Source organism: Vibrio sp. 10N.247.310.98, from assembly GCF_041467395.1.
GTDB classification, from domain to species: domain Bacteria; phylum Pseudomonadota; class Gammaproteobacteria; order Enterobacterales; family Vibrionaceae; genus Vibrio; species Vibrio crassostreae_C.
In genome coordinates this window covers 45,142-68,861 of sequence record NZ_JBFSUL010000012.1, presented here as the reverse complement: position 1 = coordinate 68,861, position 23,720 = coordinate 45,142, and the positions used below count along the sequence as shown (strand labels likewise).

The window sequence follows — 23,720 nt, the reverse complement described above, 5'->3', positions numbered from 1 at the left end:
TTTGTCAGTTTTTTGGGTTATTTTGTCCATGTATTCTACTTTATGCTTATTATTTAGATATACTACTGCTCCGCTGCGGAAGCACTCCAAAAAAATAATCTGCAGCAACTTGACCAATAAACTGGTCAACCTAGGTGATAAACGGCTTTGTAAGGTGACATAACCAACCGATGAGTTGGTGCTACTTAGACATAACCAATATAACGTGCCATTAGAAGCACACTTGTTGTTTAAGTATTTGTTTACTGTTTACCATTTGGATTTCAGACATGTCATTACCACACGTAATTCTAACCGTTTTAAGTACACGCGATGCTACTGGTTACGATATCACAAAAGAATTCTCCGCAAGCATTGGTTACTTCTGGAAAGCTAGCCATCAACAAGTTTACCGCGAGCTAAATAAAATGGCTCAGAACGACCAGGTAACTTGCGTGCTTGAGCCTCAAGAAGGCAAACCTGATCGTAAAGTTTACTCTATCACTGATGCTGGCCGTGGCGCGCTAGGTGAATGGTTTGAACAACCAACTGCACACCCAACCGTTCGTGACGAGTTCTCAGCTAAGCTAATGGCTTGTGCTGTACAACCTTCTGACGCTTACCGTGTACAACTTGCTGAGCTAGTAGAAGAGTCTCGCAAACTGGTTTCTCACTACCGTGAAATCGAAGCGGCTTACTACGCAACGCCATCAACTCTAGACAAGCAAGCACGCCTTGAGCGTCTTACTCTTCGTCGTAACCTACTTATCCGTGAAGCATGGATTGTATGGGCTGAAGAAGTACTGCTTGAACTTGGTGCTCTTGCTTAAGTTAAGCTAGAAAAGCAAAAGGCTTGAACTCTTATAGAGTCCAAGCCTTTTTTGTATCTATCGGATTTGAGATTTACAGCAAATAGCGCTTTAACAAGGCTGAAGCTTAATTACAGCGCAGCAACTTGTGGGCGAACACCTAGAGTATGGCAAAGTGCGTAGGTCATTTCTGCACGGTTTAGCGTGTAGAAGTGGAAGTCTTTCACACCTTCACGGCTCAGCGTACGAACCATATCGATCGCTTGGCTCGCACCGACTAACTGGCGAGTCGTTGGATCATCATCCAAGCCTTCGAATTGCTTCGCCATCCAGCCCGGTACTTTTACGTTATTCATCGCAGCGAAACGAGACGCTTGTTTGAAGTTAGAAACAGGTAAGATGCCCGGAACAATCTCAACATCAACACCAGCCGCCACACAACGGTCACGAAAACGTAGGTAGCTTTCTACATCGAAGAAGAACTGAGTGATGGCACGGTTAGCACCGGCATCCACTTTACGCTTTAGGTTAATTAGGTCAGATTGAGCGCTTTTTGCTTCAGGGTGAACCTCAGGGAATGCCGCTACTGAGATATCAAAATCGTGGCGAGATTTAAGTAGCTCGACTAAATCAGACGCGTACATCTCTGGCGCACCGCCGCCTGCTGGAATGTCACCACGCAACGCAACAATGCTTTCAATACCATTTGCCCAGTAGTCGTCAGCAATTTGAATCAGCTCTTCACGACTCGCATCAATACATGTGAGGTGTGGTGCTGCCACTAGACCCGTTTGGTTCTTAATTTCTTTAATGATTGAGTGGGTACGGTCACGTTCACCCGAGTTTGCACCGTAAGTTACCGATACAAATTTTGGTTGAAGTGTTTTAAGACGGTGAACAGAGTTCCACAAGGTCTCTTCCATCTTCTCACTGCTTGGTGGAAAAAACTCAAATGACACATTGATATTGTCAGAAAGCTCAGCGATATTCTGATTTAAAGCGTCGATATGACTAGCGTGTGTGTATCCCATCTTACTCTCCCTGTGGCAAAAGCAACCACTAAAACTCAAATCCTTAAACGACGTTTAGACGTCTATATGTCTGTAGAATGTATTGAATACGATTTAATGTCAACAGATCCATTATGAATTTTTCTCAAGTAGATCGTGAGTAAAACTCAAGTCGTTAGATGGGTCGCAAAGCAGAAATAATGTAGAAAAAAGGCTGAAAAACACATCGTGCTTTCAGCCTTATTTATCTTAGTGAATAGTATGCCATTTAGACACTAAACCAACCGATCTGAGTATCAGAACAGGCTAGACATTCTGTTTAAATCAGATTGAATTGCACCTGCCGTTACTTCACGACCGGCACCTGGGCCACGAATAACCAATGGATTATCTTTGTACCATTTGCTCTCAATCGCAAAGATGTTGTCGCAAGGCAACAAGTTCGCCAGAGCATGTTCTTTAGACAGTGCTTCAACGCCTACGGTTGCCTTACCGTTCTTCTCCAAACGCGCTACGTAACGCAGAACTTTCTGTTGAGAGTGCGCTTTCTCTAAACGCTCAGCCAGCTCTTCGCTCAGTACAGAAGCTTTGTCGAAGAAGTCATCCACAGATAGATCTTGCAGCTCTGCAGGTACCAGTGATTCCACTTTTACGTTTTCAGGTTCGATATCCAAACCAGATTCACGCGCCAGAATCACCAGCTTACGCATCACGTCTGAGCCATCTAGGTCAGCACGAGGGTCAGGTTCCGTAAGGCCTTGTTGCCATGCTAAGTCAACCAACTCGCTGAACGGCACGGTGCCATCAAACTGTTGGAACAACCAAGACAACGTGCCCGAGAAAATGCCAGACAACGCAATGATGTCATCGCCACTTTCACGTAGGTCACGTACCGTGTGGTTAATCGGCAATCCAGCACCCACTGTCGCGTTGTACAACCAATGACGGCTGATCTTAGCGAAAGCATCTTGTACTTGATGGTAATACTCGCTCGATGCAGAACCTGCCACCTTGTTCGCCGAGATTAGGTGAATACCTTGTTGTGCGATTTGCAGATACTTTGCTGCAAGCACTGGGCTCGCAGTCACATCCAGAACCACTGCTTCGTCATAACCTTGAATAGAGCCCAAACGCTCTAACCAGTCGTTACCATTGTTAGCAATAGCTTCGTCGTCAAAGCGCTTACCTACCGAAGTCGCATCAATGCCTTGATCGTCGAACCAATAGGTTTGGCTATCAACCACGGCAACCAATTCAAAGTTCATTCCACGGCGCTTTTCAAGTTCCGCTTTTTGCTCAGCAAACAGGCTTAACCAGCTTGAACCAATATTGCCCTTACCACACAAGGCAATCGCAACACGCTTCTGCGCTTGGAACAGTTGAGAATGAATGCCTTTCACTAGACTTGATGTTTCACTCTTACGAATCACAGCCACCAAGCTTAAGCCTGAGTTCGCTTCTGAGATGAACTCAACCGGCGAGCTCTTAAGCTGCTGGTAGAAACCGTAGCAATGGTTAGGGTTCTTAGTCACACCCGCACCCACTGCAGCAATCAGAGAGAAACCTTCTTTTAGCTTAATCTCAGCTTCAATCGCATGGTCTTGGAGATATTCTAATGCACCACCAGCAATCTCTTCTGTGTAGGCAAGACGCAAACAGTGTTGATCCGGTTCAAGCTCATAAGCAAGCGGCTCAAGTTGAGCACGCTTAAGCCCTTCAAGCACTTCACTCTCTAGACGGTCGAAATCATGGCCGTGACCAAAGGTCAGTTGCACGATAAGCACTTCATCCAAAGAGGTAATGATTTTTGCGCCACGACCCGATGCCAGTACACGCTCGATCTGTGTAGAGCCCGCCTCCGGCTGATAGCTGCAGCGTAAGCTGAGATCCATAGCACTTTGAGCCACAGGCTGTAGCGTTCGGCTGTGAAGCACTGGAGCGGCAAGACGAGCCAATTCGCTGGCTTCATCAAGGCGAAGTAGAGGCAATAGACACGCATCTGAAACCAGACGAGGGTCAGCGCTGTAAACGCCTGCCACATCACTCCAAATCGTCACGCGTTCAACTTCAGCCAAAGCACCAATCACGGTTGCTGAGTAATCCGAACCGTTACGGCCAAGCAATACCGTTTCACCCTGGCAGTTCTGAGCCATAAAGCCCGTAATCACCACGCGGCAATGTGCATGCTGCGCCAAGGCTTCTTTGATCAGAGGGTAAGAACGTGCGCGGTCGACTTCAGGCTGAGCGCCCACTTCTGCACGTAAAAAAGCACGCGCATCTTGAGCAACGGCTTGTAAATCATGCTGGCACAACAAAGCCGCGAGTATACGTGAAGACCAAACCTCACCGTGTCCAAGCACTTTTGCTTTTTGTGCTTCGCTCAAGGGAGCCGTTAGCTCACCCAAAGCGGTAAATTCTTGTTGAATGGTTGAAGTAAGTTGTGCGGCTGATTCACCCTCAAGCAGTGCTTCAATCAGATCGAGTTGGAACTGACGAAGTGCTTGTAGGCATTCATGGGCAATACGACCATCTTTGTCGAGCGCTTCAACAAATTCAATCAAACGGTTGGTTGTTTTGCCTGCTGCCGATACCACCACCAAATCAGATGCTGATGAGTATTCTCTAAGAATGTTGACCACGCGTTGGTAACATTCAGGATTCGCTAAACTGCTGCCACCAAATTTATGTAGCTGGCGAAAGGTTGCCATTATTAACCCTCCCCTTCAGCGATAAAGCGCTGTGTTCTTTCAAACGCTTGCTTGAGGTCATCGATTAGGTCTTCTGCATCTTCAAGGCCAACAGATAGACGCAGTAGTTGCTGAGAAACACCCGCTTCTGCTAAGGCTTCTTCACCCATCGCGCGGTGAGTCATCGACGCAGGGTGACAAATCAGGCTTTCAACACCGCCCAATGATTCTGCCAAAGAAAACAGCGCTAACTTATCAACAAAGTATTTAAGCGCCTCGAATGAGCCCGCAAACTCAAAACTGAGCATGGAACCAAAGCCCGATTGCTGTTTCTTCGCGATATCATGACCCGGATGTTCAGGAAGGCTTGGGTGGTAAATAGTGCCAACAAGATCTTGTTGCTGCAGAGACGCTAGAATTTCACGTGAGCTTTCTTCGTGAACTCGCATACGCGCACCTAGCGTACGAATACCACGTAAAGTCATGTAGCTATCAAATGGTGTGCCGGTCGCACCAATACAGTTGCCCCACCATGCTAACTCTTCAGCGTGTTCTTCTGTCTTAGTGACCACAACGCCACCAATAACATCTGAGTGTCCATTGATGTACTTAGTGGTTGAGTGGATAACAAAATCAGCACCCAGCTCTAAAGGCTTTTGGAACACAGGTGTCAAAAACGTGTTGTCGACAGCAACCAGAGCACCAACCTCTTTCGCTTTACGGCAAGTTTCTGCAATATCAACCACGCGAACCAGTGGATTCGATGGGGTTTCAATTAAGATCAACTTTGGCTTAAGCGCGAGCGCCGCATCCAGCGCTGCTTGATCCGATTGATCAACGAACAGAACTTTGAAGTCACCTTTTAGCGAGCGAGTGTTAAACAGACGGTAAGTACCGCCGTAGCAATCGTGCGGTGCAATAATAAGATCATCGCCGCCTAAGAAAGCCGAAACCCATAAGTTAAGCGCCGAAGTACCACAGTTAGTCACAACCGCGCCTTTGCCTGATTCAAGCTCAAACAGTGCCGTCTCTAATAAACCGCGGTTTGGGTTACCAGAACGGGTGTAATCGTACTTTGGCACTTCACCAAAAGCGGGAAACCCATAGTTAGTCGAAAGATAAATGGGTGGGACAACGGCATGGTGTTGCGTGTCTGACTCGATACCAGTACGTACTGCGATTGTTGCTGGCTTCCGGCTGCTCATAGGTGCTTCCTTACAAGTTTTGCGTCTGAGAATCACAGCGGCTTGTCGGCATTTTGCGGCTGTGTTAGATATATGTTATTCACTTTACTTTCATAAACGTGAGACGTCAACACTTCCAGACGTCTATATGTCTTTGCTTATGGCGGTAAATCCCGCTAAAATCACCACTATTAATTTATTCTAACAACTAAAGTGATGAAGGTACGCAATGGCCGACTGGAATGGTGAATACATAAGCCCATATGCTGAGCATGGAAAGAAAAGCGAACAAGTAAAGAAAATTACAGTTTCTATCCCTTTAAAAGTGCTAAAGGTGCTTACTGACGAGCGTACTCGCCGCCAGATTAACAACCTACGCCATGCAACAAACAGTGAGCTACTGTGCGAAGCCTTTCTACATGCGTACACAGGCCAACCACTACCAACGGATGAAGACCTTCGTAAAGACCGCCCAGACGATATTCCTGCTGAAGTGAAAAAACTGATGACAGAGATGGGTATCGAGTTCGAAGCGTTTGACGAAGAATAAAAACAACTCAGTCACTGCCTTCATTATTGATTCGCTCTAGCTGAACCCTATTGATCACATCACGCATAGTTTTATATGATTGCGCTGTGAATGATAGACATAAAAAAACCGACTCCAGATGAGTCGGTTTTTTATTATTCTTTTGCGCTCAATAGAGCAGTCGCTATAAAACTATAACAAGCTATTAAGCCATGTAGTTAGCAGGCATCTCGATACGAGCTACGCCAGATTCAACAGCCGCTTCTGCTACTGCTTTTGCTACGCGAGGAAGTAGACGTGGGTCCATTGGCTTAGGAATGATGTAACCATTACCGAACTCCAGTGCAGTCTCGCCCGCAGCTGCTAGTACTTCAGCTGGAACTTCTTCTTTCGCCAGTTCACGAATCGCTTTAACCGCCGCTAGCTTCATTTCGTCATTAATTTCGCTCGCACGCACGTCTAGTGCACCACGGAAAATGAATGGGAAACAAAGTACGTTGTTTACTTGGTTAGGGTAATCACTGCGGCCTGTACCCATGATTAGGTCAGAACGAACTTCGTGTGCAAGCTCAGGCTTGATCTCTGGATCTGGGTTTGAACATGCAAACACAACAGGCTTATCAGCCATCAGCGTTAGTGCTTCAGCAGGCAGTAGATTCGGCCCCGATACACCCAAGAACAGGTCAGCGCCTTCGATAACATCTTCAAGCGTACGCTTATCAGTGTTATTTGCGAACAGCTCTTTGTATTCGTTTAGGTCATCACGACGAGTATGGATCACACCTTTACGGTCAAGCATGTAGATTTTTTCACGCTGAGCGCCACACTTAATCAGTAGTTCCATACAAGCAACCGCCGCTGCGCCAGCACCTAAACAAACGATCTTACACTCTTCAAGTTTCTTACCTTGAAGCTCGATCGCATTCAGCATACCCGCTGCCGTTACAATCGCAGTACCGTGTTGGTCATCGTGGAATACCGGAACATCACAACGTTCAATCAGGCGACGTTCAATCTCAAAACAGTCTGGTGCTTTGATGTCTTCCAGGTTAATACCGCCGAATGTATCTGCGATATTCGCAACTGTATCAACGAACTCATCGATTGTGCGGTGTTTTACTTCAATATCGATAGAATCTAAACCAGCAAAACGCTTAAACAGGAGCGCTTTGCCTTCCATAACAGGTTTAGAAGCAATAGGGCCAAGGTTACCTAGGCCAAGAATCGCTGTACCGTTAGAGATAACTGCAACCATGTTGCCTTTACCTGTGTACTTATAAACGTTATCAACGTTCTGTGCGATCTCGCGAACAGGCTCAGCCACGCCTGGGCTGTATGCAAGTGCTAGGTCTTCTGCAGAGTTTGCAGGCTTCGTCAGTTCTACGGCAATTTTGCCTGGAATTGGGAACTCATGGTAATCAAGAGCTTGCTGACGGAATTGTTCTTGAGGTGATAATTCTTGAGAGGATTGAGCTTGGCTGCTGTCTTCAGACATAGGTGTAGGTTCCTAGGATATTATTATTTGGGGGATCTTGTTCATGTTAATGGATGTACTTCAAAGTTCCTAGGTGGTTGAAGCCTCTGTCTCATTAAAAAACGAGATTTCACTACTAATAAGACCAGTGAGCAGTTGAAATTACTATCGCTTGTTGAAGTTTCGTGCTGAATTTTGGTGAAGAGAGATACGCAAGGAATTGCCCTGAAATAGAATAGAGAGGCAACTTATCGTTGGGTGAGAGTGATGCTTGAATAGAAGTCAGTGCTTTCTCAAATTACAGGCAACAAAAAAGGACACCGAAGTGTCCTTTTTCATGTCTAAATAGCGAGAATTACTTCTTGCTAGAAAGAGCACCGAAACGCTTGTTGAAGCGATCAACACGGCCGCCAGTATCTACGATACGTTGCTTACCAGTGTAGAACGGGTGACATTTGTCACATACGTCTAGGTGGATTGATTCTTTTGCTAGCGTTGAGTTGAACTCAAATGTGTTGCCGCAAGAACAAGTTGCAGTAACTGCTTTGTATTCTGGGTGGATTCCAGCTTTCATGGGATAACCTCAAGTAGGCCGTGTCGCTATACGATTCTAAGCCGCACACCACACGTAGTTTAAAAAAGAAATAAAGACACCGCATCGACACAAAAGAGTGATGAAGCCATACCTTTAAGGCGCAGTATAGTAATGAATCTATAAAGCAGGATCAACCGATTTGATACATTTTTCACCAATTCTCTCTTTATTTCCTTTATCGGCCTGAGATTTCGGGCTGTCGTTGTCGGTATACGCTAACTCGCCACCTTCATCCAAACTGCTTCTCGAATTTAACCGCCTTATCCTTTAGACTGTTCGCTCTCGTCAACTCAGATAAAGCCGTCCCTTTATGCGTCCAATGATTGCCCGCGTGGCACTGCCTGTTCCACTCGACAAGCAGTTCGATTACAAGATTCCAAACCACCTATTTCCGATTATTGGTGGACGAGTCTCTGTGCCTTTTGGACGACAAACCTTAACCGGCATTGTCACGGCTCTGGTTAACGAATCTGAATTCGAGCTAGACAAGCTCAAACCGATTAAAGCCTTGTTAGATAATCAGCCTGTTTGGCCGGAATCTGTCTATTCACTATTAATGTGGTGCAGTCAGTTTTATCAGTACCCTCTTGGCGAAACCTTTGCTAACGCCCTTCCGAGCGCTCTAAGAAAAGGCAAAGCCGCCGACTTCGCGACGCTGGTTGAGTGGCAGTTAACGCCATCAGGCAAAGACCAACTGATGCAAGGTTTTGGTCGCGCGGTCAAGCAAGCCAAAGTGATGCACATGCTTGAACACGGCCCGGTTCCTCATCAAGAGTTCATTGATGAAGAAGTTGGCAGCGCCGTACTCAAAACGCTAGAAGAGAAAGGCTGGATTGAATCGGTAGAGAAAAAGCCAACGCGTCAGCCGTGGCCAGTTGATCTTGAAAACGACCAAGACAAGCCTAAGCTCAATGCCGAACAAGCCATCGCGATTGCGACCGTAAATAGCCAAACCGACTTTGGTTGCTTCCTGTTAGAGGGCGTTACTGGCTCAGGTAAGACCGAGGTTTACCTTAATATGATTAAGCCGATTCTCGACCAAGGTAAACAAGCGTTAGTGCTCGTGCCCGAGATTGGCCTCACCCCTCAAACGATTAACCGCTTTAAGCGACGCTTTAATGTACCTGTTGAGGTTATCCACTCAGGTTTAAACGATTCTGAGCGACTGAATGCTTGGTTATCGGCGCGCGATAAAATAGCGGGCATCGTGATTGGTACCCGTTCGGCTCTGTTCACGCCGTTTGCTGACCTAGGTATTATCATTGTCGATGAAGAACACGACGCGTCTTATAAACAGCAAGATAGCCTGCGCTACCACGCTCGTGATGTGGCGATCATGCGTGCGCACAAAGCGCAGATTCCAGTTGTGTTAGGCTCGGCGACTCCGGCCTTTGAGACGCTGCACAACGCTCAGATCGGCAAATACAGTTATCTCACCCTGACTTCACGTGCGGGTGTCGCACTGCCGACCACCAATAAGGTGTTGGACGTTAAAGGTGAATATCTAGAAAGTGGTTTGTCTGCGTCGTTAATTGCAGAGATGCAAAGACACCTCAAAGCTGGCAACCAAGTGATGCTATTCCTCAATCGCCGAGGTTTTTCTCCCGCATTGATGTGTCACGATTGTGGTTGGACAGCCGAGTGTAAACGTTGCGATGCTTACTACACCTATCACCAATACAGCAATGAGATGCGCTGCCACCACTGTGGTTCTCAGCAGCATATCGTGCACAATTGCCAAGGTTGTGGGTCTGTGAACTTGGTGACAGTGGGTGTCGGTACCGAGCAGTTAGAAGCTCAACTTGGTCAACTATTCCCGGAATACAAAACCATTCGTATTGACCGCGACAGCACCCGCCGTAAAGGCAGCTTAGAAAGCGCGCTCGAGTCGATTCGTAAGGGTGAATTCCAAATTCTTATCGGCACGCAGATGCTTGCTAAGGGTCACCATTTCCCTGACGTGACACTTGTGGCGTTATTGGATGTGGATGGCTCTTTATATAGTAGTGACTTCCGTGCCTCTGAACGTCTTGCGCAGCTATTCATCCAAGTAGCGGGACGCGCAGGACGAGCAAGCAAACCCGGTGAAGTGATCTTACAGACTCACCACCCAGAACATGGGTTGTTGCAAGCCTTGCTACACAAAGACTATAACCACTTTGCTCAGACGGCGCTAGCAGAACGTAAGCAGGCAATGTTACCGCCCTATACCTTTATGACGCTGTTTAGAGCAGAAGCCAATGACACTCGCTTGGTGGAAGAGTTCTTGCGTCAGGTTCGTCACACATTGGAATCGCACCCGCTGTTTGACCAATATTGCATGGTGTTAGGGCCAACCCCGGCTCCGTTAGCAAAACGAGCGGGCAAATCGCGCTGGCAGTTAATCTTACAAACTCAGACGCGCTCGTTAATGCAGAAGCTATTGATGAGTGCCAAGCCGGCCATCAATATGTTACCTGCTGCGAAAAAAGTTCGCTGGTCACTCGATATTGAGCCGCAAGATTTGAGTTAAACCCACTTGGGTTAAAACTAATGATAAGTTTGTTCACAAATATTTCATATTTCTCGTGAGCAACTTCACACTAGTCATGTGATTTTTGTTAATCTAGCCGTAACTTTACACGGATTAAACGAATAAAATATTGCAATAAAAAAAGTGTTAGCAACACTTTCATAATATCTATTCGATTACATTTATTATTCACGCCTTAGATGCTTAGGCGGCAAAGGAACTTAAAAGAGGGTTTAATTTATGGCGACAATGAAGGATGTTGCCCAGCTAGCAGGCGTCTCAACAGCCACGGTATCACGTGCATTGATGAACCCTGAGAAAGTCTCAGTTTCGACTCGCAAACGAGTGGAAACAGCAGTACTTGAAGCTGGATACTCACCCAATACATTAGCTAGAAACTTACGTCGCAACGAATCAAAAACCATCATCACTATTGTTCCTGATATCTGTGACCCTTATTTCGCCGAGATCATTCGTGGTATCGAAGATGCCGCAGTAGAAAATGATTACCTTGTTCTACTGGGTGATAGCGGCCAGCAAAAGAAGCGCGAGTCTTCGTTTGTTAACTTAGTTTTCACCAAACAAGCCGACGGCATGTTGCTGCTGGGTACTGACCATCCGTTTGATGTCAGCAAACCTGAACAAAAGAATTTACCGCCGATGGTAATGGCGTGTGAGTTTGCCCCTGAGCTTGAACTGCCTACGGTACACATCGATAACCTGACCTCTGCCTTTGAAGCGGTGAACTACCTAGCTCAGTTAGGTCATAAGCGTATTGCTCAAATTTCAGGACCAGTATCGGCAACACTGTGTAAGTTCCGCCAACAAGGCTACCAGCAAGCGCTGCGTCGCGCCGGAGTCTCAATGAATCCAGCCTATAGCACGGTCGGTGACTTCACCTTTGAAGCGGGCGCTCAAGCGGTTCGTCAATTACTGGCACTTCCTGAACAACCTACAGCTATCTTCTGTCACAACGATGCGATGGCGATTGGTGCGATTCAAGAAACGAAGAAGCTGGGCTTGCGCGTTCCTCAAGACCTATCGATTGTCGGCTTCGATGACATCCAATTCGCTCAATACTGCGATCCACCGCTAACCACCATTTCTCAGCCTCGTTATGAGATTGGACGCCAAGCGATGTTGATGATGCTTGATCTATTAAAAGGCAACGATGTGCAAGCAGGTTCGCGTCTGCTTGAAGCTAAATTAGTGGTTCGAGGCAGTACAGCGCCACCTCGAATATAACCCTTAGAAATACCCTTATAAATCTGCGGCACATTTTGATGTGCCGCTTCCATTTCTGCACTATTATCCTCGCGCAATCTGGATTACCATGAGGGCAGAATCAGCAACTATTGAATTGTCTTGTGGCTAATAGAGATTATGTAAAGCGCGGTCGTGGCACGAAAAAACCGACCAAAAAACAAGCACCTCGCCGTAAACCTTGGCGCAGTGGTCTTTTGGCGATCCTCCTTGCCGGTGGTTTTGGTTACGGACTTTACCTATTGAGTAATGATCCTGAGCCGCCTGCACCAACGCCTGTGGCAACCAAACCAAAACCTAAGCCAAAACCAGCGAAAGTGATTCCGCCGCCTCCTGAAGAGAAGTGGGACTACGTTGAAACGCTGCCAAGCCGCGAGATTGAAGTAAAAGCCAAAGAGCAACAGATCTCTAAGATCCCTTACATCATGCAGTGTGGCGCTTACAAAACCTCGTCGCAGGCAGAAGCACGTAAGTTGGATATTGCCTTCCAAGGTATCTCAAGTGAGATCCGCAAGAAAGATGGCAGTAGCTGGTACCGTGTGGTTTTAGGGCCATACAAGTTGAAGCGTGACGCAGAACGCGATCGCCATAAGCTGCAACGAGCGAAAATTGAACCTTGCGCTATTTGGAAAGACGGGTCTTAATCAACTCAATATATAATAGGGGGAAGAGGATTCCCCCTATTGCTGTTTGAAAGCGTTCAATAGTTCATCGCACAAGCAATACCAGTATGTTAATCAAAAGAGTGCGTTTTAACGAAACTGAGGTACTTGTTCGTAGTACTCAAGCCCAAAGTCAGTCAGGTAGACCTGCTCCTTATTTATCTCGATGTAACCAAAAAAATCCAAGTGCGCTAAAACGTTAGGAAATGGACGTTTAAGAAAAACGTTGACCGAGTTTTTTAGATGTTCTGTTGAACACTCGCCCGCCTCCTGATACATCAGATGATGCAGTATAGACAGCTCATCCAGATCCATATCTCTATTAAAAAAACTGATATTGTCACTATTCATCACACTACTCCTTATGCAGTGAATACCACTGATTAGTGAACATCATTCCTTATAAATCAAACAAAAAGTGTTAACCATTTCACGTTAGAAATTTGTTTTATCTTTTTTTATATTTATCACAAACTATTAACCCACCAACCCTTGCCACACATAGGCTCAACAGGTAATGGATGTTTGAAACAACTGGTAACATTTAGTTTTTTTGATATGACATACCATTAAATGTGGCACTTGAATTCATGATAGTGGAGCCACATATAAGTAGTAACCATAAATAATAATCAAAAGAGGTCGACTCGTGACTACCATTGTATCTGTACGTCGTAATAATAAAGTCGTCATCGCGGGTGATGGACAAGTATCTCTGGGCAATACAGTAATGAAGGGCAACGCCCGTAAAGTACGTCGCCTATACAACAATAAAGTACTGGCAGGTTTTGCTGGCGGTACGGCAGATGCTTTCACGCTATTCGAAAAATTTGAAAGCAAGCTGCAAATGCACCAAGGCCACCTAACCAAAGCTGCCGTTGAGCTGGCGAAGGATTGGCGTAGCGACCGTGCTCTACGTAAATTAGAAGCACTGCTAGCAGTCGCGGATGAAACCGCTTCACTGATCATTACTGGTAACGGTGACGTCGTTCAACCAGAAAACGACCTGATTGCGATCGGTTCGGGCGGTAACTTCGCTCAAGCAGCAGCGACTGCACTATTAGAAAATACTGATTTAGATGCGCGTGAAATCGCAGAAAAGTCGCTGAACATTGCTGGCGATATCTGTGTATTCACCAACCATCACCACACTATTGAAGAACTAGAAAGCACCGTTGAGCTGCCAAAGCCAGAGTAACGACCGCTTCCATCAATAACGTTGTATTCAACAGTGATTAAAGAATTAAGGAAAAACCATGTCTGAGATGACTCCTCGCGAAATTGTTCACGAACTCAATCGCCACATTATCGGCCAAGACAACGCTAAGCGTTCAGTGGCTATCGCTCTACGTAACCGCTGGCGTCGTATGCAGCTTGAAGAAAGCCTGCGTGTTGAAGTTTCGCCAAAAAACATCCTGATGATTGGCCCAACAGGTGTGGGTAAAACTGAAATTGCTCGCCGTCTAGCGAAACTCGCTAATGCGCCGTTCATCAAGGTAGAAGCGACTAAGTTCACCGAAGTTGGCTACGTTGGTAAAGAAGTTGAGACCATCATCCGTGATCTAACGGACGTTGCGATCAAGATGACACATCAACAAGCGATGGAAAAAGTACAATACCGCGCTGAAGAGCAAGCTGAAGAACGTATTCTTGATGCCCTTCTACCACCAGCACGTGATGCTTGGGGTCAGAACGAGCAATCAACTGAAGACACCACCTCTTCAAACACTCGTCAGATTTTCCGCAAGAAACTGCGCGAAGGTAAGCTAGACGACAAAGAGATCGAAGTCGATGTAGCCGCACCGCAAATGGGCGTTGAAATCATGTCACCTCCGGGTATGGAAGAGATGACCAACCAGCTGCAAGGCATGTTCCAAAACCTAGCGGGCGACACCAAGAAAAAGCGTAAGATGAAAATCAAAGACGCATTCAAAGCACTGACGGAAGAAGAAGCTGCGAAGCTTGTGAACCAAGAAGAGCTAAAAGAGAGCGCGATCTTCAACGCTGAAAACAACGGCATCGTATTCATCGATGAGATCGACAAAATCTGTAAGCGTGGCGACAGCTCAGGCCCAGACGTATCTCGTGAAGGTGTTCAGCGCGACCTACTGCCTCTAATCGAAGGCAGCACAGTATCAACGAAGCACGGCATGGTTAAAACTGACCACATCTTGTTTATCACATCAGGTGCATTCCAAGTGGCTAAGCCATCAGATCTGATCCCTGAATTGCAAGGTCGTCTGCCAATCCGCGTAGAACTTGAAGCACTATCAGCACATGACTTCAAACGTATTCTTACTGAACCAAAGGCGTCACTGACAGAACAGTACATTGCCCTGATGAAAACAGAAGATGTCGGCATTGAGTTCACTGAAGATGGCATCAACCAAATTGCAGACGCAGCATGGCGTGTGAACGAAACCACTGAAAACATCGGTGCGCGTCGTCTACACACAGTCATGGAGCGCCTAATGGATGAAATTTCATTTGACGCAACAGACCGAGCAGGCAGTAAATTGCTGATTGATGAAGCTTATGTAATATCTAAGCTTGGCGAGCTCGTAGAAGACGAAGACCTAAGTCGCTTCATCCTGTAGCACACAAAACTCCAACTTATTGCTCTATCTCAAAGAAATAGCAGCTAATAAGCGAATTCAAGGCCCACTTTCGAGTGGGCTTTTTATTACCCGAAAAATGGGCGTATACTCAAATCACAGTTTGAAACGAAGACTTACAAAGAAATAGACCTACGATGAAACAATCTCTACTGATTTGGCTTGATGCCGCACGACCAAAAACTCTGCCTCTCGCACTCGTCTCTATTCTTACAGGAAGTAGTTTAGCGTTCGCCGGCGGTCAGTTTTCTCTATCAATAGCCCTACTGGCTTTTTTAACTGCCACCTTATTACAAATCCTGTCGAACCTAGCCAATGACTATGGCGACGCAGTAAAAGGCACAGACAACGAAAACCGTCTAGGGCCAACACGTGCAATGCAATCTGGTGCGGTGACTGCGAAAACCATGAAACAAGCGATCATCCTCAACATCGTGTTTACCATGCTCGCTGGGCTGATTCTTATTTTTCATGCCTTAACCTCGATTGAAAGCATCTTATCTTTCATCGCGTTAGGCGTATTAGCCATAATGGCTGCCATCGCTTACACCGTGGGCAATAAACCTTATGGTTATATTGGCCTTGGCGACTTATCGGTATTTATCTTCTTCGGTTTGTTAGGCGTTTCAGGCACATACTTCCTACACACTGGTCATGTTGAGCCAAGCCTATTTCTTCCGGCCTTAGGCTGTGGATTAATGGCGGTTGCGGTACTCAACATCAACAACATGCGTGATATAGAGAACGACAGCGAATGTGGTAAGCGCACCATGGCGGTTCGCCTAGGGCAACGCAAAGCCAAGCACTATCATTTTGCACTGCTTGGGCTCGCCCTTGCTTCTTTCGCTATCTACCTACTGATTCAAGAAAAACCGGTCTGGATCAGCCTGCCGTTTTTATTGAGCATTGTTATTGTTTACAAACATGGCAAGGCCGTTTGGGAAACCGAAAAACCAGTGCAGATTGCACCAATGATGCCAGTGATTGTGAAATGCTCACTGGTCACTAACCTATTGTTTGCAGGGGTTGTCGTAGCTCAAACTCTATTGAGTTAAATGAGACTAATCATTGCAAAGGGATCAAGCACCGATATACTCAAAGTAAGCTCATTGTTCAAAAGGTATACTAATGGAATACAACACTTCAGCACTGTGCGACATATATTTGGATCAAGTTGATGTCGTGGAGCCCATGTTCAGCAACTTCGGTGGACGTGCATCCTTCGCAGGACAGATCACGACATTAAAGTGTTTTGAAGACAATGCTTTGATTCGCTCCGTATTAGAGCAAGATGGTCTGGGACGTGTGTTGTTAATCGATGGTGGCGGCTCACTACGCAAAGCGCTGATCGATGCTGAGATTGCCCTACTTGCCGAAGACAATGAGTGGGAAGGTATTGTGGTTTACGGCTGCGTTCGTGAAGTCGATGAGCTAGAAGACATGAACATTGGTATTCAGGCTTTGGCTTCTATCCCTGTTGGTGCGAGCCAAGAAGGTGTCGGCGAATTGGACGTACCGGTCAACTTTGGCAGCGTAACCTTCTTACCGGAAGATTACCTCTACGCTGACAACACCGGCATTATTCTTTCGGCAGAGCCTTTAGATGTCGAACTTGATCTGGATGTTGAAGAAGAAGAGGTCGAGTAACTCTCACTCAGCTTCAAATAATAAAACAAACCATAAGAATACGAAGCATAAGAATACAAACAAAAACGCCCGCTACTCAGTAGCGGGCGTTTTTTTAAATCTGAAGAGTCAATTACTCTACGTCATCCATTTTACCAAGAAGGTTACGGATGCGATCTTGCCACGCTGAATGCTCTTCCTGCATTTGCTGAGTTTTTTGCTCTAGCTCGTGACGGCTTTCTTTAAGCTCACCAGCTTCTGTTGCTAGTGCTTGTTTCTCTTCTTTAAGCTCTTCCACTTCCATTTGAAGAAGTGCAATTGTATCTACTGCTGTTTGAATTTTTGCTTCTAGCTGCTCTAGTACTTCAAAAGACATTCTGGCCTACCTTTAAGTTATCCGTTTGATGGTGAAGGTTCACTCCACTTATTTCCCCATTCTACTCAGCAGAGCAAGGATAAACACTCAATATATTCGATATTTTGCGCCATTCGATGAAAAAAACAGCACTTTTTACCGAATATTGACGTGAACGATTACCGCCACAACGGCAAACCGATTATTTTGATGAATAATAACTGTTTTCCACTGCGAATTGATCGAGAGCAATCTCCAAAAAACAAAAAGGCAAACGTTTCCTTTTGGATATGGTAAAATTCGCCGCGAAATTTCTATTCCCCCTTTGAAAATTTTGGAGTCCGCATGAAACGCGATTTAGCAATGTCATTCTCTCGTGTCACAGAAGGTGCAGCACTAGCTGGTTACAAGTGGCTTGGCCGTGGCGATAAAAACGCTGCAGATGGTGCTGCTGTAGAAGTAATGCGTAGCCTATTAAACAAAACCGAAATTAGCGGTGAGATTGTTATCGGCGAAGGTGAAATCGATGATGCACCTATGCTATACATCGGCGAAAACGTAGGTGTGGGCGGCGACGCTGTCGACATCGCAGTTGACCCAATTGAAGGGACACGCATGACAGCAATGGGCCAATCAAATGCATTGGCTGTATTGGCTGCGGGCGAAAAAGGCAGCTTCCTTAAAGCGCCTGATATGTACATGGAAAAGTTGGTTGTTGGCCCTGGCGCTAAAGGCGTGATTGACCTAGAACTGCCACTAACAGAAAACCTAGAAAACATCGCTAAAGCACTAGGTAAAACACTTGATACTCTAGTCGTAACCACGCTTGCTAAGCCTCGTCATGATCAAGTCATCGCCGACATGCAAGCAATGGGCGTTCGTGTATTTGCTGTGCCAGACGGTGATGTTGCGGCTTCTATCTTAACCTGTATGCCAGACAGTGAAGTAGACGTCATGTACTGCATCGGCGGCGCACCTGAAGGTGTGGTCTCGGCTGCGGTAATTCGCGCACTCGACGGCGACATGCACGGTCGTCTTCTACCTCGCCACGAAGTGAAAGGCGACACAGAAGAGAACCGCAAGCACGGTGAACTTGAACTTGAGCGCTGCGCAGAAATGGGCGTAACGGCGGGTATCGTATTGAAGATGGAAGACATGGCACGCAGCGACAACGTTGTATTCTCAGCAACAGGCATCACTAAGGGTGACTTGCTAGAAGGTATTTCTCGTCAAGGTAATATCGCAACCACAGAAACCCTGCTTATCCGTGGCCGCTGCCGTACAATTCGCCGCATCAAATCTATCCACTACCTAGAGCGTAAAGATCCAGAAGTAGTAGGTCATATCCTGTAAGCCTAAATTCGGTGAAACAGAATATTCCAAGGCTGATACCTAGTATCAGCCTTTTGTTTTATTAGCGCACCAGAATCTGACCATGGCAGCCAATAGAGTAAATTATCATCAATATAGTAAATGGTTTGCTTTATAAACACCTTGCCTCATAATAGTAAGGTTCATTAGGTAGGGATAGTATGAAAACAAGCGACAGAATCTTACAGACCATTAAGCGTCAAGGCGCGGTAACCGCGAAACAACTGTCAGAAGAATTTGGCATGACGACAATGGGGGCAAGGCAACATCTGCAAAGCCTGGAAGATGACGGTATTCTTGCGTTTCATGATGTGAAAGTGAAAGTGGGTCGCCCGACTCGCCACTGGTCCCTGACTCAACAAGGTCATAACCAATTTTCAGACCGACATGGTGAACTCACCATTCAAGTGATTGATGCTGTCGAGAATCTATTTGGTAAAGAAGGGCTGGCTAAGGTTGCTGCCGAGCGTGAACAACACACTCTTAAGCAATATCAAACTGCGCTGTCTGGCTGTGATTCACTCATCAGCAAGCTTAAAAAACTCACCCAGCTTCGTGAAGACGAAGGCTACATGGCTGAGCTTCAAGAGCATGATGATCACTACATCTTGATTGAGAACCACTGCCCTATCTGTAAGGCTGCAACTCGCTGCCCTAGCCTGTGCCAATCTGAGCTCAACGTGTTTACTGAGTTACTAAAAGATGAGTGTCACGTGAGCCGTACAGAGCACATCATTGCTGGCGAACGACGCTGCACTTACACCTTAACACCCGCCCTTTGATTGCAAAGGTAATCGGCTAATACCGTCTCAATATTGAGAAAATACAAATAGATTAAAATTTGTACAGATTTCTTTCTTAAGCTTAGAGCATATGAAACACGCTTAATGCTAAGGAAGGAATGATGGCGCATCCACAACCCGCTCAAAAACTGCCACCCTTTGATGAACTTGTCCAACTCGCGAAAAGCGACCCGAAAGCATTCAATCAATTCAAACACGAGATGTGCGAACAGATGATTTGTTCGGCTTCAGACGTGATGCAAGACCGACTTCGTGCGCAGCAAAGTCACATCGACTTAGTGGTTAGCCGTTGTAAAAACCCACACCACGCCAATGTCGTACTCATGCAAGAGCTGCGCTGTCAGGTCTGTAAGTTCCAAGATGCACTCGAAGGGCGCTGCGGCTTTGAAGAATCTCTGCCTGAAAATGTCGTGCCTTTTAAGCCGAATACCGAACCTAAAATGTACTGAAATTAGCAAAGCACTAAAAAGAAAAAGGGAGCGTAATGCCCCCTTCTTATTGGTTCGCTGTTCAATATTCACATGGGTCTTCGCCGTAGTCATTACGGCCTTCTGTACCTTTCAACAAACCACACTCAATCAGAATCCAGAAACCACACACTAATGCCGCGACGGTTGCCGCCATATGAATTGGCGATACCGGCTCTGTCGTCGTTGCAACCATTGGCGAAGCTAAACGACCCAATACTAATGGCACATTCAATAGTAGCCAGTAATTAGACTTATTGCGGTCGTGCCAGCGCTTAGCGGTTACCGCAAGGTCTGGGATCACAAGCATCAATAGGATGATTGGTAGCAGGATATAAGAGTAAGCAGGGAACAACACAGAGATACCTGAAGCAAAACCGGTAATCGCTATGTAGTAGAAAACATTCCAAATCCAGTAAGTCTTACGACCAATTCTCCCCTTGAAAGAGAGCAGTAATTCTTTCATCGACATCTTAAATACTCAAATTTATACGCCGCTAAAAGTCAGCAGCAATGGTTAGTTTATTACTTTTTGAAAGCAACTTTTATCCATATCACGAATATTCACCGTTAAGCTTCTTACATGACTCGCTTGTTCTTGCAGGATCTGCATTAACGATCGTGACAATTCTCGCTTTTGCTCTTCCTTTCGTCCCGAAAGTAACTCAAAGCTGATATGAATAAAGTCTACACTATCTTCCTCATCACCGACCAACCAATTATGGCAACGCAGTGAACGAGATTTCACTGATGGCACATCAAACAAGCCACATGTGAGAGCGACTTGGTGGAGATCTTCCAGTAAGCCTTGGATATTTACTCGCTCATCCACTGAATTGGAGTACTCTAGAACTAGATTCGGCATTGTTACTTCCTGTTGTTAACGCAATCGTTTGTCCCTTAATAACAACTAACGATGAAAAATCCGAGAAGTTAGCTATTATTCTGTCTGCCGGATCACTGATATATGCTCAAAATCTACTCTGACCATTGAGTAAGATCCAAGAAAGTCATGACCACAGTCATGATCTGTTGATATTAATCTGTTATATTATTTCGTAATAAAGTTTACTTTTTTACATTCGATTTATTTAAATACTTTGGAGATATTCCTATGCGTCATCCTGTAGTTATGGGTAACTGGAAACTAAACGGCAGCAAAGAAATGGTTGTTGATCTACTAAACGGTCTTAACGCTGAACTTGAAGGCGTAACAGGCGTAGACGTAGCAGTTGCTCCACCAGCACTTTTCGTTGATCTAGCAGAGCGTACGCTTACTGAAGCGGGCAGCGCGATCATCCTAGGTGCTCAAAACTCTGACCTAAACAACAGCGGTGCATTCACTGGCGACATGTCTCCAGCAATGCTTAAAGAGTTCGGCGCATCTCACATCATCATCGGTCACTCTGAGCGTCGTGAATACCACAACGAATCAGATGAGTTCGTAGCTAAGAAATTCGCATTCCTAAAAGAGAACGGCCTAACTCCAGTTCTTTGTATCGGTGAATCTGAAGCACAAAACGAAGCAGGCGAAACTGTTGCAGTATGTGCTCGTCAACTTGACGCTGTTATCAACACTCAAGGTGTTGAAGCTCTTGAAGGCGCTATCATCGCTTACGAACCAATCTGGGCTATCGGTACTGGTAAAGCAGCTACAGCTGAAGATGCACAACGCATCCACGCTCAAATCCGTGCACACATCGCAGAGAAATCTGAAGAAGTTGCTAAGAAAGTTGTTATCCAATACGGCGGTTCTGTTAAGCCAGAAAACGCAGCAGCTTACTTCGCACAACCAGACATCGACGGTGCTCTAGTTGGCGGCGCAGCTCTAGACGCGAAAAGCTTCGCAGCTATCGCTAAAGCAGCAGCTGAAGCAAAAGCTTAATTTAAACTTCACCGTTTAAATTAAATGAAAGGTCAACTTAGGTTGGCCTTTTTTGATCTCGCTCGAAAACCGCCACTCCCAACCTCTTTTTTGCACTGAGCTCTTTGTAACTTAATAACATTCCGGTTTATTAGACTGCGTTATGAAGATTTATACACAAGCTCATCTAAACACATTTCGAAAACAGCTCCGAAACAACATGCCTCAACCAGAACGCAAGCTATGGTTTTATATACGGAACAAGCAGCTTGGTATTAAGTTTCGCAGACAACATAGCATCGGAAAGTACGTCGTGGATTTCTTCAGCTGTGAACTAAAACTGGCCATTGAGATAGATGGTAATAGCCACTTTTCAGAACAAGCACAGGCTTACGATCATCAGCGTACACGAGACTTAAACAAGATTGGAATCAAGGTGCTTCGCTTTACCAATAATGAAGTTAATCAGAATCTTGAAGAAGTTTTGGTGAAAATCATGAATTCAATCCCCAAATAAACTTCTGTGTACGCATCCCCCTCTAACTCCCCCTTATTTCAACATTTTCGATTACCCTGCCGATCTAAGGTAAAGGGGGAGAACTTTCTTTGTTCACTTAGGTCCCTAGGCTTACTGAAACCATAAAATGTTCAATAAATCGCTAATAGGAAAGCTTACGTTAATCGCTAAAATTTGTTGTAGTCGGTATATGCTCCAACAACTACGGAACGGTTCCTCCCCTTTCCAATGAAAGCTAAAGGGATCTAGAAACCTGACATAAGGGGAGGCTAGGAGGGGATTTTACAATGAATCTAAAGAACGGCAGGCACAAAAAAACCGCTGAATAATCAGCGGTTTTTAAATTCTTTAAGCGAACGCTAAGCGTGGCTTAGAACAACTCTTCTGCAACGCGGAACAGCTCAGAACGGTCTGGGTTCTGCATGTTCTCGATACAATCGATGATGTCGTGGTGAACAAGTTCTTCTTTCTCGATACCCACACAACGACCACCGTGACCTTCTTGAAGAAGGTGAACAGCGTAGTTACCCATGCGAGAAGCCAATACACGGTCAAATGCAGTAGGACGACCACCACGTTGGATGTGACCAAGAACCGTTGCACGAGTTTCACGACCTGTTGAAGATTCAATCTCTTTAGCCAGTTCGTTAGCATCCATCATTAGCTCAGTTAGAGCGATGATTGCGTGCTTCTTACCTTTCGCAATGCCATCTTGGATGTTGCTGATAAGCTGTTCTTTATCTAGGCCAGTCTCTGGAGTAATGATGTACTCACAACCACCCGCGATTGCTGACATAAGCGTAAGGTCACCACAGTGACGGCCCATGATTTCAACAATAGAAATACGTTGGTGAGAAGAAGACGTGTCACGTAGACGGTCAATTGAATCAATAACAGTGTTAAGCGCTGTTAGGTAACCGATTGTGTAGTCAGTACCCGCGATATCGTTATCGATTGTGCCTGGAAGACCGATACATGGGTAACCCATTTCAGTCAGCTTCTTAGCACCCATGTAAGAACCGTCACCACCGATAACAACAAGTGCTTCGATACCGTGCTTCTTAAGGTTCTCAATGCCTTTCTCACGAACAGCAACGTCTTTAAATTCAGGGAAACGTGCAGAACCTAAGAAAGTACCACCACGGTTGATCACGTCAGATACGCTTGAACGGTCAAGCTTTTCGATACGGTCTTCAACAAGGCCTTGGTAGCCATCGTAAATACCGTAAACTTCAATGCCAACTGATAACGCAGTACGAACAACGCCGCGAACTGCTGCGTTCATACCTGGAGCGTCACCACCACTGGTCAAAACACCGATCTTCTTAATCATGCTCACCCTCGATTTTTGGGAATCTATTATTCAATTCTTGTTCTTGCTGATTGTATATCAACAAG

At 45.8% G+C, this 23,720-nt stretch carries 24 protein-coding genes; 14 read left to right on the top strand and 10 right to left on the bottom strand.

Translation table 11 applies throughout. From position 1 onward, the window contains the following. The first annotated feature begins 269 nt into the window (after window positions 1-269). Window positions 270-809, top strand: a complete 540-nt coding sequence (locus AB6E78_RS07280) for a PadR family transcriptional regulator (RefSeq protein ID WP_017061141.1) — start codon at window positions 270-272, stop codon at window positions 807-809. 110 nt (window positions 810-919) lie between these two features. Here the strand turns inward: AB6E78_RS07280 and metF are convergent, their stop codons facing one another. The 3 genes from metF to AB6E78_RS07265 all read right to left on the bottom strand — a co-directional run bounded on the left by metF (window position 920) and on the right by AB6E78_RS07265 (window position 5,690). Then, complete coding sequence (gene metF / locus AB6E78_RS07275; protein ID WP_004729683.1) at window positions 920-1,819, bottom strand: methylenetetrahydrofolate reductase; 900 nt, start codon at window positions 1,817-1,819, stop codon at window positions 920-922. 275 nt (window positions 1,820-2,094) lie between these two features. After that, on the bottom strand, window positions 2,095-4,506 hold the full coding sequence (locus AB6E78_RS07270) for a bifunctional aspartate kinase/homoserine dehydrogenase II (RefSeq protein WP_017061142.1): 2,412 nt from the start codon (window positions 4,504-4,506) through the stop codon (window positions 2,095-2,097). 2 nt (window positions 4,507-4,508) lie between these two features. After that, window positions 4,509-5,690, bottom strand: a complete 1,182-nt coding sequence (locus tag AB6E78_RS07265; RefSeq protein ID WP_372132769.1) for an O-succinylhomoserine (thiol)-lyase — start codon at window positions 5,688-5,690, stop codon at window positions 4,509-4,511. 208 nt (window positions 5,691-5,898) lie between these two features. On the opposite strand from AB6E78_RS07265, the gene metJ reads away from it, so the two are divergent. Beyond that, entirely contained in the window at window positions 5,899-6,219 is a 321-nt protein-coding gene (gene metJ, locus AB6E78_RS07260; protein WP_004415993.1) for a met regulon transcriptional regulator MetJ, read from the top strand. A 184-nt stretch (window positions 6,220-6,403) separates the two neighbouring features. Here metJ and AB6E78_RS07255 read toward each other — a convergent pair whose 3' ends face one another. Both AB6E78_RS07255 and rpmE read right to left on the bottom strand, forming a co-directional pair. After that, window positions 6,404-7,693, bottom strand: coding sequence for a malic enzyme-like NAD(P)-binding protein (locus tag AB6E78_RS07255; RefSeq protein WP_372132772.1), 1,290 nt, complete (start codon window positions 7,691-7,693; stop codon window positions 6,404-6,406). Between the two features lie 334 nt (window positions 7,694-8,027). Next, window positions 8,028-8,246 (bottom strand): 50S ribosomal protein L31, encoded by a 219-nt coding sequence (gene rpmE / locus AB6E78_RS07250; protein ID WP_004737142.1) that lies wholly within the window; start codon window positions 8,244-8,246, stop codon window positions 8,028-8,030. Between the two features lie 331 nt (window positions 8,247-8,577). Here rpmE and priA point away from each other — a divergent pair, with 331 nt between their 5' ends. The 3 genes from priA to AB6E78_RS07235 all read left to right on the top strand — a co-directional run bounded on the left by priA (window position 8,578) and on the right by AB6E78_RS07235 (window position 12,686). After that, the gene (gene priA, locus AB6E78_RS07245; RefSeq protein ID WP_229647417.1) at window positions 8,578-10,779 is read left to right on the top strand and encodes a primosomal protein N'; all 2,202 of its coding nucleotides are present in this window, start codon (window positions 8,578-8,580) and stop codon (window positions 10,777-10,779) included. 240 nt (window positions 10,780-11,019) lie between these two features. After that, window positions 11,020-12,024, top strand: coding sequence for a DNA-binding transcriptional regulator CytR (cytR, locus tag AB6E78_RS07240; RefSeq protein WP_017061147.1), 1,005 nt, complete (start codon window positions 11,020-11,022; stop codon window positions 12,022-12,024). Between the two features lie 122 nt (window positions 12,025-12,146). Then, complete coding sequence (locus AB6E78_RS07235; protein WP_017061148.1) at window positions 12,147-12,686, top strand: SPOR domain-containing protein; 540 nt, start codon at window positions 12,147-12,149, stop codon at window positions 12,684-12,686. A gap of 108 nt (window positions 12,687-12,794) precedes the next feature. Here the strand turns inward: AB6E78_RS07235 and AB6E78_RS07230 are convergent, their stop codons facing one another. Further along, window positions 12,795-13,055 carry a hypothetical protein gene (locus AB6E78_RS07230; protein ID WP_017061149.1) on the bottom strand — a complete coding sequence of 87 codons (261 nt, stop codon included), beginning with the start codon at window positions 13,053-13,055 and terminating at the stop codon, window positions 12,795-12,797. A gap of 298 nt (window positions 13,056-13,353) precedes the next feature. On the opposite strand from AB6E78_RS07230, the gene hslV reads away from it, so the two are divergent. From hslV to rraA, 4 genes are all read left to right on the top strand, one after another. Beyond that, complete coding sequence (hslV, locus tag AB6E78_RS07225; protein WP_004729692.1) at window positions 13,354-13,902, top strand: ATP-dependent protease subunit HslV; 549 nt, start codon at window positions 13,354-13,356, stop codon at window positions 13,900-13,902. A gap of 58 nt (window positions 13,903-13,960) precedes the next feature. Next, entirely contained in the window at window positions 13,961-15,301 is a 1,341-nt protein-coding gene (gene hslU, locus AB6E78_RS07220; RefSeq protein ID WP_017077598.1) for an HslU--HslV peptidase ATPase subunit, read from the top strand. Between the two features lie 155 nt (window positions 15,302-15,456). Next, entirely contained in the window at window positions 15,457-16,374 is a 918-nt protein-coding gene (locus AB6E78_RS07215) for a 1,4-dihydroxy-2-naphthoate polyprenyltransferase (RefSeq protein ID WP_372111374.1), read from the top strand. A 73-nt stretch (window positions 16,375-16,447) separates the two neighbouring features. Next, window positions 16,448-16,966 (top strand): ribonuclease E activity regulator RraA, encoded by a 519-nt coding sequence (gene rraA / locus AB6E78_RS07210; RefSeq protein WP_017077596.1) that lies wholly within the window; start codon window positions 16,448-16,450, stop codon window positions 16,964-16,966. Between the two features lie 112 nt (window positions 16,967-17,078). Here the strand turns inward: rraA and zapB are convergent, their stop codons facing one another. After that, a complete protein-coding gene (gene zapB, locus AB6E78_RS07205; RefSeq protein WP_004729696.1) occupies window positions 17,079-17,321 on the bottom strand; it encodes a cell division protein ZapB in 243 nt (80 codons plus the stop codon). A gap of 324 nt (window positions 17,322-17,645) precedes the next feature. Here zapB and glpX point away from each other — a divergent pair, with 324 nt between their 5' ends. From glpX to AB6E78_RS07190, 3 genes are all read left to right on the top strand, one after another. Then, window positions 17,646-18,653: a class II fructose-bisphosphatase gene (gene glpX / locus AB6E78_RS07200; protein WP_017061153.1), complete on the top strand. Its 1,008-nt coding sequence runs from the start codon at window positions 17,646-17,648 to the stop codon at window positions 18,651-18,653. 179 nt (window positions 18,654-18,832) lie between these two features. Next, entirely contained in the window at window positions 18,833-19,453 is a 621-nt protein-coding gene (locus AB6E78_RS07195) for a metalloregulator ArsR/SmtB family transcription factor (protein ID WP_017063674.1), read from the top strand. Between the two features lie 122 nt (window positions 19,454-19,575). Next, window positions 19,576-19,923, top strand: a complete 348-nt coding sequence (locus AB6E78_RS07190) for a DUF3135 domain-containing protein (protein WP_017061155.1) — start codon at window positions 19,576-19,578, stop codon at window positions 19,921-19,923. A 61-nt stretch (window positions 19,924-19,984) separates the two neighbouring features. Here the strand turns inward: AB6E78_RS07190 and AB6E78_RS07185 are convergent, their stop codons facing one another. Beyond that, window positions 19,985-20,413: a DUF805 domain-containing protein gene (locus tag AB6E78_RS07185; protein WP_017061156.1), complete on the bottom strand. Its 429-nt coding sequence runs from the start codon at window positions 20,411-20,413 to the stop codon at window positions 19,985-19,987. 45 nt (window positions 20,414-20,458) lie between these two features. After that, window positions 20,459-20,806 carry a 5-carboxymethyl-2-hydroxymuconate Delta-isomerase gene (locus AB6E78_RS07180; protein WP_372111378.1) on the bottom strand — a complete coding sequence of 116 codons (348 nt, stop codon included), beginning with the start codon at window positions 20,804-20,806 and terminating at the stop codon, window positions 20,459-20,461. A gap of 249 nt (window positions 20,807-21,055) precedes the next feature. On the opposite strand from AB6E78_RS07180, the gene tpiA reads away from it, so the two are divergent. Next, window positions 21,056-21,826: a triose-phosphate isomerase gene (tpiA, locus tag AB6E78_RS07175; RefSeq protein ID WP_017061158.1), complete on the top strand. Its 771-nt coding sequence runs from the start codon at window positions 21,056-21,058 to the stop codon at window positions 21,824-21,826. A gap of 142 nt (window positions 21,827-21,968) precedes the next feature. Then, on the top strand, window positions 21,969-22,322 hold the full coding sequence (locus tag AB6E78_RS07170) for an endonuclease domain-containing protein (protein ID WP_017061159.1): 354 nt from the start codon (window positions 21,969-21,971) through the stop codon (window positions 22,320-22,322). A 370-nt stretch (window positions 22,323-22,692) separates the two neighbouring features. Here AB6E78_RS07170 and pfkA read toward each other — a convergent pair whose 3' ends face one another. Then, complete coding sequence (pfkA, locus tag AB6E78_RS07165; RefSeq protein ID WP_017061160.1) at window positions 22,693-23,655, bottom strand: 6-phosphofructokinase; 963 nt, start codon at window positions 23,653-23,655, stop codon at window positions 22,693-22,695. Window positions 23,656-23,720 lie beyond the last annotated feature (65 nt).

Coding starts and splice junctions, on each gene's coding strand:
- AB6E78_RS07270 (WP_017061142.1), bottom strand. CDS start 4,506: ATGGCAACCTTTCGCCAGCTACATAAATTTGGTGGCAGCAGTTTAGCG.
- AB6E78_RS07230 (WP_017061149.1), bottom strand. CDS start 13,055: ATGAATAGTGACAATATCAGTTTTTTTAATAGAGATATGGATCTGGAT.
- metF (WP_004729683.1), bottom strand. CDS start 1,819: ATGGGATACACACACGCTAGTCATATCGACGCTTTAAATCAGAATATC.
- AB6E78_RS07265 (WP_372132769.1), bottom strand. CDS start 5,690: ATGAGCAGCCGGAAGCCAGCAACAATCGCAGTACGTACTGGTATCGAG.
- AB6E78_RS07180 (WP_372111378.1), bottom strand. CDS start 20,806: ATGCCGAATCTAGTTCTAGAGTACTCCAATTCAGTGGATGAGCGAGTA.
- AB6E78_RS07170 (WP_017061159.1), top strand. CDS start 21,969: ATGAAGATTTATACACAAGCTCATCTAAACACATTTCGAAAACAGCTC.
- rraA (WP_017077596.1), top strand. CDS start 16,448: ATGGAATACAACACTTCAGCACTGTGCGACATATATTTGGATCAAGTT.
- metJ (WP_004415993.1), top strand. CDS start 5,899: ATGGCCGACTGGAATGGTGAATACATAAGCCCATATGCTGAGCATGGA.
- tpiA (WP_017061158.1), top strand. CDS start 21,056: ATGCGTCATCCTGTAGTTATGGGTAACTGGAAACTAAACGGCAGCAAA.
- AB6E78_RS07280 (WP_017061141.1), top strand. CDS start 270: ATGTCATTACCACACGTAATTCTAACCGTTTTAAGTACACGCGATGCT.
- rpmE (WP_004737142.1), bottom strand. CDS start 8,246: ATGAAAGCTGGAATCCACCCAGAATACAAAGCAGTTACTGCAACTTGT.
- AB6E78_RS07255 (WP_372132772.1), bottom strand. CDS start 7,693: ATGTCTGAAGACAGCAGCCAAGCTCAATCCTCTCAAGAATTATCACCT.
- AB6E78_RS07215 (WP_372111374.1), top strand. CDS start 15,457: ATGAAACAATCTCTACTGATTTGGCTTGATGCCGCACGACCAAAAACT.
- priA (WP_229647417.1), top strand. CDS start 8,578: ATGCGTCCAATGATTGCCCGCGTGGCACTGCCTGTTCCACTCGACAAG.
- AB6E78_RS07195 (WP_017063674.1), top strand. CDS start 18,833: ATGAAAACAAGCGACAGAATCTTACAGACCATTAAGCGTCAAGGCGCG.
- pfkA (WP_017061160.1), bottom strand. CDS start 23,655: ATGATTAAGAAGATCGGTGTTTTGACCAGTGGTGGTGACGCTCCAGGT.
- cytR (WP_017061147.1), top strand. CDS start 11,020: ATGGCGACAATGAAGGATGTTGCCCAGCTAGCAGGCGTCTCAACAGCC.
- AB6E78_RS07190 (WP_017061155.1), top strand. CDS start 19,576: ATGGCGCATCCACAACCCGCTCAAAAACTGCCACCCTTTGATGAACTT.
- hslU (WP_017077598.1), top strand. CDS start 13,961: ATGTCTGAGATGACTCCTCGCGAAATTGTTCACGAACTCAATCGCCAC.
- zapB (WP_004729696.1), bottom strand. CDS start 17,321: ATGTCTTTTGAAGTACTAGAGCAGCTAGAAGCAAAAATTCAAACAGCA.
- AB6E78_RS07185 (WP_017061156.1), bottom strand. CDS start 20,413: ATGTCGATGAAAGAATTACTGCTCTCTTTCAAGGGGAGAATTGGTCGT.
- glpX (WP_017061153.1), top strand. CDS start 17,646: ATGAAACGCGATTTAGCAATGTCATTCTCTCGTGTCACAGAAGGTGCA.